This is a genomic window from Burkholderia sp. Nafp2/4-1b, from assembly GCF_003635165.1.
Lineage (GTDB): Bacteria > Pseudomonadota > Gammaproteobacteria > Burkholderiales > Burkholderiaceae > Burkholderia.
In genome coordinates this window covers 173,177-188,180 of record NZ_ML058616.1, presented here as the reverse complement: position 1 = coordinate 188,180, position 15,004 = coordinate 173,177, and the positions used below count along the sequence as shown (strand labels likewise).

11 protein-coding genes are annotated in these 15,004 nt (G+C 68.2%); 8 read left to right on the top strand and 3 right to left on the bottom strand.

Translation table 11 applies throughout. The features are described from left to right. Nucleotides 1-61: 61 nt before the first annotated feature. Nucleotides 62-700 (top strand): glutathione S-transferase, encoded by a 639-nt coding sequence (locus C7H84_RS24045; RefSeq protein WP_121861107.1) that lies wholly within the window; start codon nucleotides 62-64, stop codon nucleotides 698-700. Nucleotides 701-805: 105 nt separating this feature from the next. Here the strand turns inward: C7H84_RS24045 and C7H84_RS24040 are convergent, their stop codons facing one another. Then, nucleotides 806-2,062, bottom strand: coding sequence for an MFS transporter (locus C7H84_RS24040; RefSeq protein WP_121861106.1), 1,257 nt, complete (start codon nucleotides 2,060-2,062; stop codon nucleotides 806-808). 107 nt (nucleotides 2,063-2,169) lie between these two features. On the opposite strand from C7H84_RS24040, the gene C7H84_RS24035 reads away from it, so the two are divergent. The 3 genes from C7H84_RS24035 to C7H84_RS24025 all read left to right on the top strand — a co-directional run bounded on the left by C7H84_RS24035 (nucleotide 2,170) and on the right by C7H84_RS24025 (nucleotide 3,924). After that, a complete protein-coding gene (locus C7H84_RS24035; protein ID WP_121861337.1) occupies nucleotides 2,170-3,207 on the top strand; it encodes a LysR substrate-binding domain-containing protein in 1,038 nt (345 codons plus the stop codon). 115 nt (nucleotides 3,208-3,322) lie between these two features. Beyond that, nucleotides 3,323-3,544, top strand: a complete 222-nt coding sequence (locus tag C7H84_RS24030; RefSeq protein WP_121861105.1) for a hypothetical protein — start codon at nucleotides 3,323-3,325, stop codon at nucleotides 3,542-3,544. After that, entirely contained in the window at nucleotides 3,544-3,924 is a 381-nt protein-coding gene (locus C7H84_RS24025; protein WP_121861104.1) for a type II toxin-antitoxin system VapC family toxin, read from the top strand. The genes C7H84_RS24030 and C7H84_RS24025 overlap by 1 nt, the downstream gene beginning before the upstream one ends. A 55-nt stretch (nucleotides 3,925-3,979) precedes the next feature. Here the strand turns inward: C7H84_RS24025 and dapA are convergent, their stop codons facing one another. Then, complete coding sequence (gene dapA / locus C7H84_RS24020) at nucleotides 3,980-4,873, bottom strand: 4-hydroxy-tetrahydrodipicolinate synthase (protein WP_121861103.1); 894 nt, start codon at nucleotides 4,871-4,873, stop codon at nucleotides 3,980-3,982. Between the two features lie 460 nt (nucleotides 4,874-5,333). Between dapA and C7H84_RS24010 the strand changes: the two genes are divergently transcribed. Further along, on the top strand, nucleotides 5,334-6,353 hold the full coding sequence (locus tag C7H84_RS24010) for a sulfate ABC transporter substrate-binding protein (RefSeq protein ID WP_121861102.1): 1,020 nt from the start codon (nucleotides 5,334-5,336) through the stop codon (nucleotides 6,351-6,353). A gap of 168 nt (nucleotides 6,354-6,521) precedes the next feature. Next, a complete protein-coding gene (locus tag C7H84_RS24005) occupies nucleotides 6,522-7,493 on the top strand; it encodes an ion channel (protein WP_121861101.1) in 972 nt (323 codons plus the stop codon). A gap of 74 nt (nucleotides 7,494-7,567) precedes the next feature. On the opposite strand, the gene C7H84_RS24000 is transcribed toward C7H84_RS24005, so the two are convergent. Next, nucleotides 7,568-8,182, bottom strand: coding sequence for a glutathione S-transferase (locus C7H84_RS24000; RefSeq protein ID WP_121861100.1), 615 nt, complete (start codon nucleotides 8,180-8,182; stop codon nucleotides 7,568-7,570). A 326-nt stretch (nucleotides 8,183-8,508) separates the two neighbouring features. Between C7H84_RS24000 and C7H84_RS23995 the strand changes: the two genes are divergently transcribed. After that, nucleotides 8,509-9,066, top strand: a complete 558-nt coding sequence (locus C7H84_RS23995; RefSeq protein WP_121861099.1) for a sugar O-acetyltransferase — start codon at nucleotides 8,509-8,511, stop codon at nucleotides 9,064-9,066. Between the two features lie 2,308 nt (nucleotides 9,067-11,374). Continuing rightward, nucleotides 11,375-14,950, top strand: a complete 3,576-nt coding sequence (locus C7H84_RS23990; RefSeq protein WP_121861098.1) for an indolepyruvate ferredoxin oxidoreductase family protein — start codon at nucleotides 11,375-11,377, stop codon at nucleotides 14,948-14,950. Nucleotides 14,951-15,004 lie beyond the last annotated feature (54 nt).

The following is a 15,004-nucleotide window of genomic DNA, read 5'->3' as shown; positions in this document are numbered from 1 at the left end:
GCATGCGCTGGGTTCCTACACTCGGTTCCATCTTCCAACGGGCCCACAGGGCAACGCCATCATGAACCGCTATCGTCTCTATCTTTCGCCGGGCGCGTGCTCGCTCGCGGCCCACATCGCGCTCGAGGAAACCGGCGCGCCGTTCGACATCGAGATCGTGTCCGTGCGCGAGCAGCAGAACCTCGAAGCGCGCTATCTCGCGATCAACCCGAAAGCCCGTGTGCCGGTGCTCGCGATTCCCGGCGAACCGCGCGTGCTGACCGAAACACCGGCGATCCTGACCTATCTCGCGCGCCGATATCCGGATGCGCGATTGCTGCCGCTCGACGATCCGCTGCGCGAGGCGCGCTGCCACGAATGGCTCGCGTGGCTGGTCGGCTGGGTGCACGGCGTCGGCTACGGCACGCTGTGGCGGCCCGGGCGCTTCATCGGCGATCCGGCGCTGCACGGCGCGATCAGTGCGCATGGGCGCGAGCTGATCGATGTCGCGAACGCGACGATCGAAGCCGCGTTCGCCGACGGACGCACGTGGGCCGAACCGGGCGGCCATTCCATCGTCGATCCGTTCCTGCTGGTGCTGTATCGCTGGGGCGTCGCGATCGGGCTCGACATGACGCGGCATCGCGCATGGACCGCGCATGCGCAGCGCGAAGCCGAGCGGCCGGCCGCGCGGCGTGCGCTGGCGCGCGAGGCGGCATGACGGCGGCGGCGTGGCATGGCATGCCTCGGAAGAGCTGCGTACGCCGCACGCGTGACGGCGTTCGCGTATGCAGCGCGATCGCCAGCGTGATCGCTATGACTGTCGCTATCGCGCGAACAGCGGGTAAGTCGCGGCGGCGATCAGCGCGGTCACGAGCCACACCACGCTCCACGAACTGACGGCAAGCAACGGCGGAATCGCGAGCGGCGTCGCGAACAGCCCGAGATAGACGATCGTATTCGCCATCCCGAGTGCGGTGCCCGCCTGGTTCGCGCCGGCGAGCGTCGCGAGTTCGGTGTACGCGACGCCGTGCCACGCCGACACGCAGATCCCGGCGAACACGAGAATCGCGACGATCGCGGCGAACGGCACGTGCGGGCTGCCGGCAGTCGCCGCCGCGAGCAGCGCGAACGATCCGGCCGCGACGCACACCGACCCGCGCAGGTACGCGCGCCGGTTGCCGTGCCGGTCGGTATGGCGTCCGCTCCAGACGCGCATCACCATCGCGCCGAGTTGCAACGCGACCATCGCCGCGCTGATCCCGGCGAGGCCGAGCCGGCCGAAATCGTGCAGGAACACGGTCGCGAACGTGAGCACCGCGAACTGCGGCGCGCAAAGTGCACCGATGCCGAGCACGATGCGCCACACGCGGCCGTTCGCGAGCGGGCTGCGCGCGGGCACGGCCGGCTGCTGCTGCGCGATCGGGCGGTGCGCGGCGGCCGGCGTGTCGGGCGGTTCGTGCAGCCAGCGCCACGTCAGCGCGGCCGAGCCGGCGCACAGCAGCATCAACGAACCGTACACCGCGGCGAAGCCCGCATGCGACGCGAGCGACGGCAGCAGCGCCGCGCCCACGCCGCCGCCGAGCGGCACGGCCGTCTGGCGGATGCTCATCGCGAGCCCGCGTTCGCGCTCGCCGAACCAGCGCATCACCGCGCGCCCGCTCGAGCCGTTCACGCTGCCGCCGAGCAGGCCGACGCAGCACATCGCCGCGACGACGCGCATGAGCGGCGGCACCGCGTGTGCGCTCGGGACGATCGTGGCCACCATCAGCGCGAGCATCGCGGCTGTCGCGACGAGGCCGGTGAGCAGCACGCGACGATCGCCGAAGCGATCGGCGGCGATACCCCACGGCAGTTCCGACAGCGCGACGCCGAAGCCGAGCGCGCCGAGCACGAGGCCGAGCGCGCCGTTGTCGAGGTGGTAGGCCGAGCGCATCCACACGGCGGTGGTCGGAATGCCGGCCGCGGCGGCGGAAAAGCTCATGTTCGCGGCGACGCCGGCCGCGAGCACGCGCCAGCGATGGGCCGGGCCGCGCGCATCGCGGGCGGGCGAGGACGGGGAAGCGAGGCAGGAGGTATCCATGGCGACAGGGCCTGTTCGGAAATTGACATCGCCAGTGTGGCGGCCTACATTCATCCTGAAAATCGGAAAGTTTTTGATGAATCGTTCGATAAAACGGGATGATCGAGATGTCCGGACAAGACAATGCCCACGGCACAGGGGCGCCTGACGCCGCGCTGGCCCGGCCGAACTTCGACGTCGCGGCGTTGCGCAGCCTGGTCGCGGGCGTGGATCTCGGCAGCTTCGCGAAGGCCGCCGATCGCGTCGCGCGTTCGTCGTCGGCGGTGAGCGCGCAGATCCGCAAGCTCGAGGAGCAGGCCGGCACGCCGTTGTTCGTGAAGGCCGGGCGCGGGCTCGCGCTGACCGACGCCGGCGACGCGATGCTGCGCTATGCGCGGCGGATGATCGAGCTGAACGACGAAGCGGCCGCGGCCGTGCGCGGCGTGAACCTCGACGGCTGGGTACGCGTCGGCCTGCAGGAGGATTTCGGCGAAGCGATCCTGCCCGACGTGCTCGGACGCTTCGCGCGCGCGCATCCGAAAGTGAGGATCGAGGCGCGCGTCGCGCGCAATACCGAGTTGCTCGAGCGGCTCGACGCGAACCAGCTCGATCTCGCGCTCGTGTGGGGCGATCCCGCCTCGGCGACGCTCGTGTCGCGCGCGGGCATCGACGCCGACGCGATCGCGCAGGTGCCGATGCAGTGGATCGCCGCGGTGGGCGCGGAGGGCTTCGGCACGCCGGACGGGGGTGAATCGGCGGATGCGGGCGGCGACGACGGCGCACGCGTTCGTGCGGCGCGCGCGGCGGGCGAGCCGTTGCCGCTCGTCGTGTTCGACCGGCCGTGCCGGTTCTTCGGCGCCGCGACCGATGCGCTCGATCGCGCGGGCGTGCCGTGGCGCGTCGCGTTCACGACGCCGAGCCTGGCCGGGCTGTGGGCCGCGGCGGCGGCCGGCCTCGGGCTGACCGTGCGCTCGCACTACGGGCTGCCGGCGTCGGTGCACGTGCTCGACGCCGCATCATCCGGGCTGCCGGCGCTGCCGAGCCTGCCGCTGATGCTGCTGCGGCGTACGTCGTCGGCCACGCCGACGGTCGAGCGGCTCGCGCGCATCGTCACGCAGGCGGTGCGGGACGCGACACACGGCGAGGCGGTGGCGCTGGCGGCGTGACGAAGCGCTCGGGGCGGTGGCTCGGCGCGCATCGACATCCCTATCCCGATCGGCCGAATGGAGCGATCGAGCGAACCGGACTACAGTGATGGACACCTGAAACGGAGGTCACATCATGCAAAACGCAAAGCTGCCTGACGGTACCGGCACCGGTACCGCGATCAATCCAGCGCAACGGGGCGACGCCTTGATTCCTGCTGACGGGGCTGGCCCCGGGCAAGTCGGGGCGGCGAAGGTGCACGTTCGGTTCGGCGTCCTGCAAGGGCAGGCGTGGATCGCGGACGATTTCGACGCACCATTGCCGGCGTATCTGCTGGACGCGTTCGAGGGGCGCTGATGCGCCTGTTGCTCGATACGCACATCTTCTTGTGGATCGTGACCAACGATTCGAAGCTCAGTGCGCGGGCGCGCAGACTGATCGCGAACGCCGATGAACGCTTCGTCAGCAGCGCGAGTATCTGGGAGGCCGCGATCAAGGCCGGCCTGGGGAAGCTGGATATCGACGTGGGCGGGCTGGTCTGCTCGATCGGCGCCAGCGGGATCCGTGAACTGCCGGTCAGCGCGGTGCACGGGGCCGCAGTGCGCGATTTGCCGCTGCACCACCGCGACCCGTTCGATCGCTTGCTGGTCGCGCAGGCGCGGCACGAACCGCTTCAACTCGTGACGGCCGATGCCCAGCTTGCGCGCTACGGCCTGTCTCTCGTTCTGACGGTTTGAAACAATCTGGCGGCCGAGCTTCGCCTGTTGTCCGAGCCGTGCGTCGCCCGGCCGCCTATGCCGCAGCGGCGTCCGGCTCGAATTCGGCGAGGGCGCCAAGAATCGCTGCCAGCCGCTCCCGCAGCCCGTCGCTCGCCGGCACGAACGGCAGCCGCAGCCCGTCCTCGCACCACCCCTGCGCGGCCAGCACCGCCTTCACCGGCGCCGGGTTCGGCTCGGCAAACAGCGCCGCGACGAGCGGCTGCAGCGCGACCGATAGCCGTCGCGCTTCGGCGAGCCGGCCGTCGCGCAGCAGCGCGTGGATGCGCACATGCCATTCGGGCAGCACGTGCGCGCTGCTCGCGATCGTGCCATGCGCGCCGGCACACAGCGCCGCGAAGTTCTGGTTGTCGTCGCCGGAAAGGATCGCGAGCGGCGTGTCGTGCACGAGCCGGCTCAGCCGGTCCAGCGTGCCGCCGCACTCCTTGATGCCGGCGACCCGCGGGTCGCGCGCGAGCGCCTGCAGCGTGTCCAGTTCGACGTTCACGCCGGTACGGTACGGGATGTTGTACACGAGCACCGGCAGGTCGGCCGCGTCGACGATCGCTTCGACGTGGCGGCGGATCCCGTCCTGCGTCGGTCGCACGTAGACGGGCGGCGTGACCAGCAGCCCGTCGGGCCGCAGCGCGGCGAGCTCACGCGCGCGGGCGGCCGCGAAGTGCGTCGCGCTCGCGGTGAGCCCGACGACGATCGGCAGGTCGGGCACCGCTGCGCGCAACGTCGCGAATACGGCGTCCTGTTCGCGTGCGTCGAGCAGCACGCCTTCACCGGTGGTCGCGCCCGCGACGAAGCCCGCGATGCCCGCTGCCGCGTAGTGGCGCGCGAGTCGCGCGAGCGCGCCGTGGTCGATCTCGCCGTCGTGGAACGGCGTGATGATCGGCAGCCAGATACCTTCGAAACGTGTGTGCATGCAAAGCCTCTTGGGGGAAACGGAGTGGGAAGGAACCGTTCCGCCGGCGGTGTGCCGGAGCGAGGCGTGCGAGCAAGGAGAATGAAACGACCTGCGGGCATCCCGTCCGGCATTCGCCTGACGGGACGCGACGTCCCCGTCAGTCGAGGAGTCGTTTTTTCAGTTTCAGCCCGGCCGCGCGCGTACCTGCCGCGATGGCGGCGAGGATCGGGAGCGAGTGCAGGGCAGCGGACATGGATGAACCGTTGAACCGTGAAAATGGGCTGAGCGGCGATCTTAACACCCGATCCGGCGCATGCGCGAGCGGCGCGCATCGTTTAGCAGAATTCGAGATTTGCTTTCCACCACAGATTGGAAGGCCCGCCGCACGCGGCCGCTAGAATGCCGCTTACGTTTCGATGACAGCGCGTACGCGTGCCGTCACGCACATTCACCATCACTGGAAACGGGGCATATCACGATGGCAAGCATCAAGGAGATCGGCCGCTGGCTGCACACGGGCACCGCGGCCGCGCTGGTCGTGGCGGCAACGGCCGCGCACGCGGACACGTCGATCCTGAACGTGTCGTACGACGTGACGCGCGAGCTGTACAAGGACATCAACACGAGCTTCGCCGCCGCATACAAGCAGCAGACGGGCGAAACCGTGACGATCAAGCAGTCGCACGGCGCGTCGAGCGCGCAGGCGCTGTCGGTGCTGCAGGGGCTGCAGGCCGACGTCGTGACGATGAACCAGCCGAACGACATCGACCTGCTCGCCGAACGCGGCCAGCTGCTGCCGAAAGACTGGCGCGCGCGGTTTGCCGACAACAGCTCGCCGTACTCGACCACGATGGTGTTCCTCGTGCGCAAGGGCAACCCGAAGGCGATCAAGGACTGGAGCGATCTCGCGAAGCCGGGCGTGCAGGTGATCATCGCGAACCCGAAGACATCGGGGAACGGCCGCTACGCGTATCTCGCCGCGTGGGGCTACGAGAAGCAGAAGGGCGCGACCGACCAGCAGGCGCTCGACTTCGAGAAGGCGATCTTCCGCAACGTGCCGGTGCTCGACTCGGGCGGCCGCGGCGCGACGACGACCTTCACGCAGCGCGGCATCGGCGACGTGCTCGTCACGTTCGAGAACGAAGTCGCCCTGATGGACACCGGTGCGTCGGGCGCGGAATTCGACGCCGTGTATCCGTCGACGAGCATCCTCGCGGAGCCGCCGGTCGCCATCGTCGACAAGGTCGTCGACAAGAAAGGCACGCGCAAGGTCGCGCAGGCGTATCTCGACTACCTGTACACGCCGCAGGCGCAGGAAATCATCGCGCAGCACCATCTGCGTCCGCGCGACGCGAACGTGCTGAAGAAGCATGCGGCCGAGTTCAAGCCGCTGAAGACGTTCAGCGTCGAGCAGGTTTTCGGCAGCTGGGCGAACGCGCAGAAGACCCACTTCGCCGACGGCGGCACGTTCGATCGCGTGATCGTCGACCGCAAGTAAGCACGACCGCACGCCGAGCGCGTGCCCGCGGAATGATCGCGCAGCCGGCCGCCCATGCGGCCGGTTTTTTTTCGCCCCGCACGCGGGCCCCGCTCCGCATCGCTGCGCATTCCCGGCCGCCGGCTTCGCGTGCTACGCTCATCGCCTTCCTGCTTCCGGCCTCGCGCGATGAACGTCGATTCGTCCTCCCCAGCCTCCCGCGGCCGTGGCCGCAAGCTCTGGTCGGGCACCCGGCCCGTGGTCGCGTACGGGATGCCGCCGCTCGGCTGGCGCGACCTCTATCACCGCGCGCTGACGGTGAGCTGGCCCGTGTTCTTCCTGTCGCTCGCGATGCTGTTCCTGCTGCTCAACGGCGGCTTCGCGACGCTCTACCTGCTCGGCGGCGCGTCGATCGCGAATCAGTCGCCGGCCGGGTTCGCCGGCGCGTTCTTCTTCAGCGTCGAGACGCTCGCGACGGTCGGCTACGGCGACATGCATCCGCAGACCGTCTACGCGCACGTCGTCTCGACGTTCGAGATCTTCATCGGGATGTCGGGCATCGCGCTGGCGACAGGCCTCGTGTTTGCACGGTTTTCGCGGCCGCAGGCGAAGATCCTGTTCGCGCGTTACGCGGTCGTGCGCCCGTTGAACGGCCGGATGACGCTGATGGTGCGTGCCGCGAATGCGCGCCAGAACGTGATTGCCGAAGCGCAGGCGAAACTGCGGATGATGCGCGTGGAAGGCACGCACGAGGGCTATACGCTGCGCAAGATCCACGACCTGCCGCTCGTGCGCAACGAACATCCGATCTTCCTGCTCGGCTGGAACCTGATGCACGTGATCGACGAAGCGAGCCCGCTGTTCGGCGAGACGGCCGAAACGCTCGCCGCGCGCGACGCGTCGCTGCTGATCACGATCGAGGGCTCCGACGAGACGACCGCGCAGGTCATGCAGGCGCGCTACTCATGGGCGCATGAGGACATCCGCTGGCTGCACCGCTATGTCGACCTGATGCACGAGGAAGACGGCGTCACGCACATCGACTACACGCATTTTCACGAAGTCGTGCCGATCGACGCGGAGACCGGCGAACGCGGCTCGGCGGGCGTGGTGATCGAGCCCGGCACGGCGGCAGCCCAGGCGCGCGGGCCGACGGCATAGGGTTGGCTTTCGGTTCGAACAGGCGCCGGCATCGGGCGGCGGTGGCCGCCACCCCATGCCGCGCCGTTCCCGCGTCACGCATGCAGCAGGCGCGCCGCTTCGCGCTGTTCCACCGCCACCGCGCGGCGGTAGCCGTCGCGGTCCTCGGCGCGCGCGACGTAGTCGCCGAGCACGCCTTCGTGCGGCAGCAGGTGTGCGTCGAACGCGATCTTCAGCGTGCTGGCGAGCAGCAGGTCGGCCGCGGTGAAGTGATCGCCGACGAGCCAGCGGCTGTGGGCGAGCGTCTGCGCGAGCGCGCGCTGCACGCGCGTGATGTTGCCCCAGCCGAACGCGACCGGATTGCCCGACGCGCCGGTGAATTTCTCGGCCATCGCGGGCTCGAGGCAGGTGGACGTGAAGAACATCCACTGCAGGAAGCGGCCGCGCAACGGATCGTCGGGTGCGATGCCGAGCCCGGCGCCCGGACACCGATCGGCGAGATACAGCAGCACGGCGCCGGATTCGGCGAACGGTTCGCTGCCGTCGTCGAGCGCGGGCAGCTTGGCCATCGGATTGACCTGGACGAACGCGTCGCTGCCCTGTTCGTGCGAACGCAGATCGATCGGTACGAGCTCGTAGACGGCGCCGATTTCTTCCAGCATCCACAGCGCCCGGAATGCCCGGGTTTTCGGCCAGTAGTAGAGCTTCATCGCGCCTCCGCGTTGGGGTGTGCGTGTCGGTTCGGTGGATGCTCAAGCGTACCCGAGCGGGAGACGTTCGGACAGGGGCGGGCGCGGCAAGCGGCGGAGCGTGGCGCGGTGACGGGCCGCAGGTCGAGCGGGTTCCCGCGCGCCCGAATTGACCTCGCATGTTCCGCAAAGCCATATGCAGCGGAAATTCATTGTCGAACTAGTTAATGCATGACTAGTTATAAATCGCATTGTGGGTGAAAGCCCAAGCGAATCGTATCCGGTGAATCGGGCGCGGCCGTCACGCGCCGTATGCCGGTTCGATCGCACACGGAGAACAGCAACGAATGGCGAACGACGATCGCACCACGATCATTCCCCGACGCACGCCGGAATCGGCCGCGATGACGGCCGAGCTCAAGCGGACGATGGCGATCACCGCGCGGCTCAACCGTCTGACGTTCGACGATGCGGACGAAGTCCGCAGATTATTCGGAGAACTGATCGGCAAGCCGGTGGACGCCGGATTCCTGTTGATCCCGCCGTTCTACGCGACGGGCGGCGCAGATACGCGCATCGGCCGCAACCTGTTCGTCAACCAGAACTGCACGTTCTACGACCTTGGCGGCCTCGACATCGGCGACGATGTGATGATCGGGCCGAACGTCAGCCTCATCGCGTCGGGTCATCCGGTGGAGCCGTCCCGTCGACGCGACGCCGTCGTCGCCCGGCCGATCGTGATCGGCAACAACGTGTGGATCGGCGCGGGTGCGACGATCATCGGCGGCGTGACGGTCGGCGAGAATTCGGTGGTCGGCGCGGGCTCCGTCGTGACCACGGACGTTCCACCGAACACGCTGGTCGGCGGAAACCCGGCGCGGATCATCCGTTCGATCGCTGAGTGACCGAGCTTGCGGTTGCTGCCGGCTGACCGTTGCGGAGCGCATGTGGACAACCGGCCCTTCCGCTCACTCGAAATGCTGTGGACCGGAACGGTGAGCGCGCGGTCGGACGCCCGATCTACGGGGCTTTCCGGCATTTGAGGCGGGTTGGGGGCAGACGCATGAAGCGCCATTGCCAATACGCGGGCGCCGAATGTCTACGCGGTTTCGGTTGTGGATATCCCGGTTTCCCAATCACTCGGAAGGCTGTGCATTCCACCGGTGAGAGTGGCGGCATGTAGCGCAGGCGCGATGCGAGGTGTGGACAACCAGGGTCCGCAACGACGAAAAATGCTGTGCTTTTGAATGGTGAGTGTCGACGGCCGGTTGTGTGTGAGGCTTGCCCGGCGGGGGCCTCCGGGCGCCCGCCCGACATTCGGACCGACGCGCATTCTAACGGCGCGCGGAAATCGGCGATAGACCAGCGGTAGATCGGCGATAAACCCGTACCCGAGCGCGGTGTGGATATCTTGCCGCGGAATTCACTCGGCGCGCTGTGTATTTCGATGGTGAGTGTCGGCGCCGGCTCGACGGACGCTCGACGGACGCGATGGCGCACGTGTCCGCTCCCGGTGTGCCGCGCCGCTTCGAGGGTCGCGCATTCTACCCGCAGTCGCGATTGCGTGCTCCGCTCGCGTACCGGCCCCGATGTGGATATCGTGCCGTCGAAGCGACTCGATGCGCTGTGTATTTCGTCGGTGAGCGTGCGTGCTCGACTGCCTGTCAGCCCGTTCGCGCGGGCCTCTGCGGCTTCAGCCGCAAGGCTTGCCGAGCGGTACCGATCGTCGCTGTTCACGCTCTGTTCGGCGTCATCGCGCGATCGCATGCCGACGCTCACCGTCGAATTTCACAGCGTCTCGAGTGGTTCGATGGCGAGCTATCCACACCCGAATCAGCGCTCATGTTCGATCGATGCGCTGTCGCTCACCATTGAAATTCACAGCGTCTCGAGTGGTTCGGGGCGAGCTATCCACACCCGAATCGGCGCCCGTGTTCGATCGATGTGCTGTCGCTCACCGTTGAATTTCACAGCGTCGAGAGTGGTTTGGGGGGCGAGCTATCCACACCCGAATCAGCACTCGTGTTCGACCGATGTGCCGTCGCTCACCGTTGAATTTCACAGCGTCGAGAGTGGTTCGAGGGGCGGACTATCCACACCCGAATCGGCGCTCGTGTTCGATCAACGTGCCGTCGCTCACCATTGAAATTCACTGGGTTTCGAGTGGGGCGGAGTCGAGCTATTCGCAGCCGAATCAGCGCTCTCGTTGGGTCGAGTGCTGTCGCTCACCATCGAAATTCACAGCGTTTTGAGTCGTCGCGGGGCTGGCTGTCCACACCAGGATGGGCATCCTCGATCGACCGCGGCCGGGCGCTCACCGTCGGGGATCACAGGGTTTCCAGTGTCTGCTGGCGGCGATATCCACATCTGCATCGGCGCCTCGTTTGACTGCGTAGTTGCACGCTCGTCCACGCCAAAATCGGCACCCGAGACGAACCCACGTAAGCCTGCATCGCCCGCCCACCGGACCACCGCTCAGGACCACCAGGCCGCAGCGCAGGACCGCCCGTCAGGACCCCCACTCAGACCATTGCAAGAACCGGCAGAGATGTGGATATCGTGCGCCCGAATCGACTCACAATCCTGTGTATCCGAACGGTGAGAGCGAACGCCGAATCGACCGGGCGGGGGATCCACCGTGTGGCCGTGTGGATATCTGCCCCCGACACCCACTCATCGCGCTGTGGTTTCCAACGGTGAGTGTCGGAACCGGCTCGAACTGAAGCCCAAAGTGAGGTGTGGACATCCGCCACCCGACGCCACTCGAAACCCTGTGCGATCGAGCGGTGAGCATTTCCGCCTGCTCGGCCGCGGCCCGGGCCGGCAATGTGGACATCCCGCGCCCGCGACCAATCCGAACGCTGTGCATCCGAATGGTGAGGCGCGCGTGCCCGACCGCTGAAACCCTTGTCACACGGGCCGCAAGCACCTGCCGCCCCCTCCGCGAGCCGACCTCCACCATCCCTCCTGTTCGCAGCACTCCATCCACCGACCGCGACACATCGCAAAGCCAGCCCCCAGCACCCCGCGCGAAAACTCTCTCAAATCCCGTCCAAAACCTGCGCAGTTTTTCTCACTCCGGCACCGTCCGAGCAAGATGAGAAAAAACTTTCTCGTGTCCACGCGAAAAAATAGAGTCATCCAGCCGCTCCAGGCCGGCGTCGCCCGACGCCCCGGTGCGCGGCACAGAACACACAATCCGGAGACATCCCCATGACCGCTCGCCTGCCCGAAGACGGCACGCCCGCTCTATCCGACTACCGTCTGACCGACAATCTGACCGCCACGCGCGGCCGGATCTTCCTGACCGGCACGCAGGCGCTGGTCCGGCTGTTGCTGATGCAGCGCGCGTCCGACACCGTGCAAGGCCTGAACACGGCCGGCTTCGTCAGCGGCTACCGCGGTTCGCCGCTGGGGATGGTCGACCAGCAGCTGTGGAAGGCGAAGAAACTGCTCGACGCCAGCGGCGTGCGCTTCCTGCCCGCGATCAACGAGGAACTCGGCGGCACCGCGGTGCTCGGCACGCAGCGCGTGGAAGCCGACCCGGAGCGCACCGTCGATGGCGTGTATGCGATGTGGTACGGCAAGGGCCCGGGCGTCGACCGCGCCGGCGACGCGCTGAAGCACGGCAACGCGTACGGTTCGTCGCCGCACGGCGGCGTGCTGGTGGTGGCGGGCGACGATCACGGCTGCGTGTCGTCGTCGATGCCGCACCAGAGCGATTTCGCGATGATCGCGTGGCACATGCCGGTCGTGAACCCGTCGAACATCGCCGACATGCTCGAGTTCGGCCTGTACGGCTGGGCGCTGTCGCGCTATTCGGGCGCATGGGTCGGCTTCAAGGCGATCTCGGAGACCGTCGAGTCCGGCTCGACCGTCGATCTCGACGCATTGCAGACGCAGTGGCCGGCGCCGCCGGGCTTCACGCCGCCGGCGGGCGGCCTGCACAACCGCTGGCCCGACCTGCCGAGCCTCACGATCGAGGCGCGCCTCGCCGCGAAGCTCGACGCGGTGCGCCACTTCGCGCGCGCCCACAGCATCGACAAGTGGATCGCGCCGAGCGCGCAGGCGAACGTCGGCATCGTCACCTGCGGCAAGGCGCACCTGGACCTGATGGAAGCACTGCGCCGCCTCGACCTGACGGTCGACGATCTCGACGCAGCCGGCGTGCGGATCTACAAGGTCGGCCTGTCCTATCCGCTCGAGATGACGCGCATCGAAACCTTCGTCGACGGGCTCGCGGAAGTGCTGGTGATCGAGGAGAAGGGGCCCGTCATCGAGCAGCAGATCAAGGACTACCTGTACAACCGCGCCGAAGGTGCACGCCCGCGCGTGCTCGGCAAGCACGACGCGGCCGGCGCCTGCCTGCTGTCCGAGCTCGGCGAGCTGCGCCCGTCGCGGATCCTGCCGGTGTTCGCCGAATGGCTCGCGCGCCACAAGCCGGCGCTCGACCGCCGCGAGCGCGTCGTCGATCTCGTCGCGCCGCAGATCCTGTCGAACGAAGCCGACGCGGTGAAGCGCACGCCGTACTTCTGCTCCGGCTGCCCGCACAACACGTCGACGAAGGTGCCGGAAGGCTCGATCGCGCAGGCCGGCATCGGCTGCCACTTCATGGCGTCGTGGATGGAGCGCGACACGACGGGCCTGATCCAGATGGGCGGCGAGGGCGTCGACTGGGCCGCGCATGCGATGTTCACCAACACGAAGCACGTGTTCCAGAACCTCGGCGACGGCACCTACTTCCACTCGGGCATCCTCGCGATCCGCCAGGCGGTCGCCGCGAAGGCGAACATCACGTACAAGATCCTCTACAACGACGCGGTCGCGATGACGGGCGGCCAGCCGGTCGACGGCAGCATCTCGGTGCCGCAGATCGCGCGCCAGGTCGAGGCGGAAGGCGTGTCGCGCTTCGTCGTGGTGTCCGACGAACCGGAGAAGTACGACGGCCATCACGGGCTGTTCCCGGCCGGCACGACGTTCCATCACCGCAGCGAACTCGACACGGTGCAGCGCGAACTGCGCGAGACGCCGGGCGTCACCGTGCTGATCTACGACCAGACCTGCGCGGCCGAGAAGCGCCGCCGCCGCAAGAAAGGCGAATTCCCCGACCCGGACAAGCGCCTGTTCATCAACGATGCGGTGTGCGAAGGCTGCGGCGACTGCGGCGTGCAGTCGAACTGCCTGTCGGTCGAGCCGCTCGAGACGCCGCTCGGCCGCAAGCGCCGCATCGACCAGTCGTCGTGCAACAAGGACTACTCGTGCGTGAACGGCTTCTGCCCGAGCTTCGTGACGGTCGAAGGCGCCGCGCTGAAGAAGGCGGCCGGCGCCGCATTCGACGAAGCGGCGCTGGCCGCGCGCGTCGACGCGCTGCCGGTGCCCGCGACGCACTTGGACGCGGCGCCGTACGACATGCTCGTGACGGGCGTCGGCGGCACGGGCGTCGTGACGGTCGGCGCGCTGATCAGCATGGCCGCGCACCTCGAAGGCAAGAGCGCGTCGGTGCTCGACTTCATGGGCTTCGCGCAGAAGGGCGGCTCGGTGCTGTCGTTCGTGCGGATCGCGTCGAGCGACCGCTGGCTGAACCAGGTGCGCATCGACACGCAGCAGGCCGACGTGCTGCTCGCGTGCGACATGGTCGTCGGCGCGAGCGCCGAGGCGCTGCAGACGGTGCGCCACGGGCGTTCGCGCATCGTCGTCAACACGCACCGGATCCCGAACGCGTCGTTCGTGCAGAATCCCGACGCGAGCCTGCACGCGGATGCGCTGCTCGAGAAGATGCATCACGCGGCCGGCGATGGCTATCTGTCGAGCTGCGACGCGCAGGCGCTCGCCGCGAAATTCCTCGGCGATTCGATCGGCGCGAACATCCTGATGCTCGGCTACGCATGGCAGCTCGGCCTCGTGCCGGTATCGCTCGCCGCGATGATGCGCGCGATCGAACTGAACAACGTCGCGGTGCCGATGAACAAGCTCGCGTTCTCGATCGGCCGGATGGCCGCGGGTGACGCCGCGGGCCTCGACGCGTTGTGGAACGCGCGCCACACGGTGGCCGCCGCGCACGCCGCGCCGGAGACGCTCGCCGACCTGATCGCCGATCGCGAAGCGCGCCTCGACGCATACGGCGGCGCGCGTTACGTCGAGCGCTACCGTGCGCTGGTCGACGCGGCGCGCGCAAAGGGCGACGATGCGCTCACGCGCGCGGTCGCGACGACGTTCTATCGGCTGCTCGCGGTGAAGGACGAATACGAGGTCGCGCGGCTGTACGCGGACGGCGCGTTCCGCAGCGCGCTCGAAGCGCAGTTCGAAGGCGTGCCGGGGCAGGACTATCGCGTGAAGTTCAACCTCGCGCCGCCGACGGTCGCGAAGGCCGGCCGCGACGGCAGCGCGCCGAAGAAGCGCGTGTTCGGCCAGTGGATGTGGCCGGTGCTCGGCGCGCTCGCGCGCGTGCGCAGCCTGCGCGGCACGTGGCTCGATCCGTTCGGCCGCACGGCCGAGCGCCGGATGGAACGCGCGCTCGCGGACGACTACGAGACGACGCTCACGCGCGCGCTCGCCGCGACGACCGCCGGCAATGCGGCGCAGGTCACGCAGCTGGCCGACCTGCATGCGCGCGTGCGCGGCTTCGGTCACGTGAAGGTGCGCAACCTCGCGGGCGTGAAGCGCGCGGAACGCGAGCTCGCGCTGCAACTCGGCATCGACGCGGCGACGAGCGCGGCCGTGCAGCACGCGCTCGACGAGATGAAGGGCGCGGGGATGCTGAAGGGGATTCCGGTAGTGGTCGCGAAGTAACGCGACCGCGCGCGGATGTGAAAACGGCGACGTGCGCGTCGCCGTTTGTTTATG

Excerpts from the sequence above, each read along its gene's own strand:
- C7H84_RS24010 (WP_121861102.1), top strand. The coding sequence starts at position 5,334 with ATGGCAAGCATCAAGGAGATCGGCCGCTGGCTGCACACGGGCACCGCG.
- C7H84_RS24035 (WP_121861337.1), top strand. The coding sequence starts at position 2,170 with ATGTCCGGACAAGACAATGCCCACGGCACAGGGGCGCCTGACGCCGCG.
- C7H84_RS24000 (WP_121861100.1), bottom strand. The coding sequence starts at position 8,182 with ATGAAGCTCTACTACTGGCCGAAAACCCGGGCATTCCGGGCGCTGTGG.
- C7H84_RS24045 (WP_121861107.1), top strand. The coding sequence starts at position 62 with ATGAACCGCTATCGTCTCTATCTTTCGCCGGGCGCGTGCTCGCTCGCG.
- C7H84_RS24025 (WP_121861104.1), top strand. The coding sequence starts at position 3,544 with ATGCGCCTGTTGCTCGATACGCACATCTTCTTGTGGATCGTGACCAAC.
- C7H84_RS23995 (WP_121861099.1), top strand. The coding sequence starts at position 8,509 with ATGGCGAACGACGATCGCACCACGATCATTCCCCGACGCACGCCGGAA.
- dapA (WP_121861103.1), bottom strand. The coding sequence starts at position 4,873 with ATGCACACACGTTTCGAAGGTATCTGGCTGCCGATCATCACGCCGTTC.
- C7H84_RS24030 (WP_121861105.1), top strand. The coding sequence starts at position 3,323 with ATGCAAAACGCAAAGCTGCCTGACGGTACCGGCACCGGTACCGCGATC.
- C7H84_RS23990 (WP_121861098.1), top strand. The coding sequence starts at position 11,375 with ATGACCGCTCGCCTGCCCGAAGACGGCACGCCCGCTCTATCCGACTAC.
- C7H84_RS24005 (WP_121861101.1), top strand. The coding sequence starts at position 6,522 with ATGAACGTCGATTCGTCCTCCCCAGCCTCCCGCGGCCGTGGCCGCAAG.
- C7H84_RS24040 (WP_121861106.1), bottom strand. The coding sequence starts at position 2,062 with ATGGATACCTCCTGCCTCGCTTCCCCGTCCTCGCCCGCCCGCGATGCG.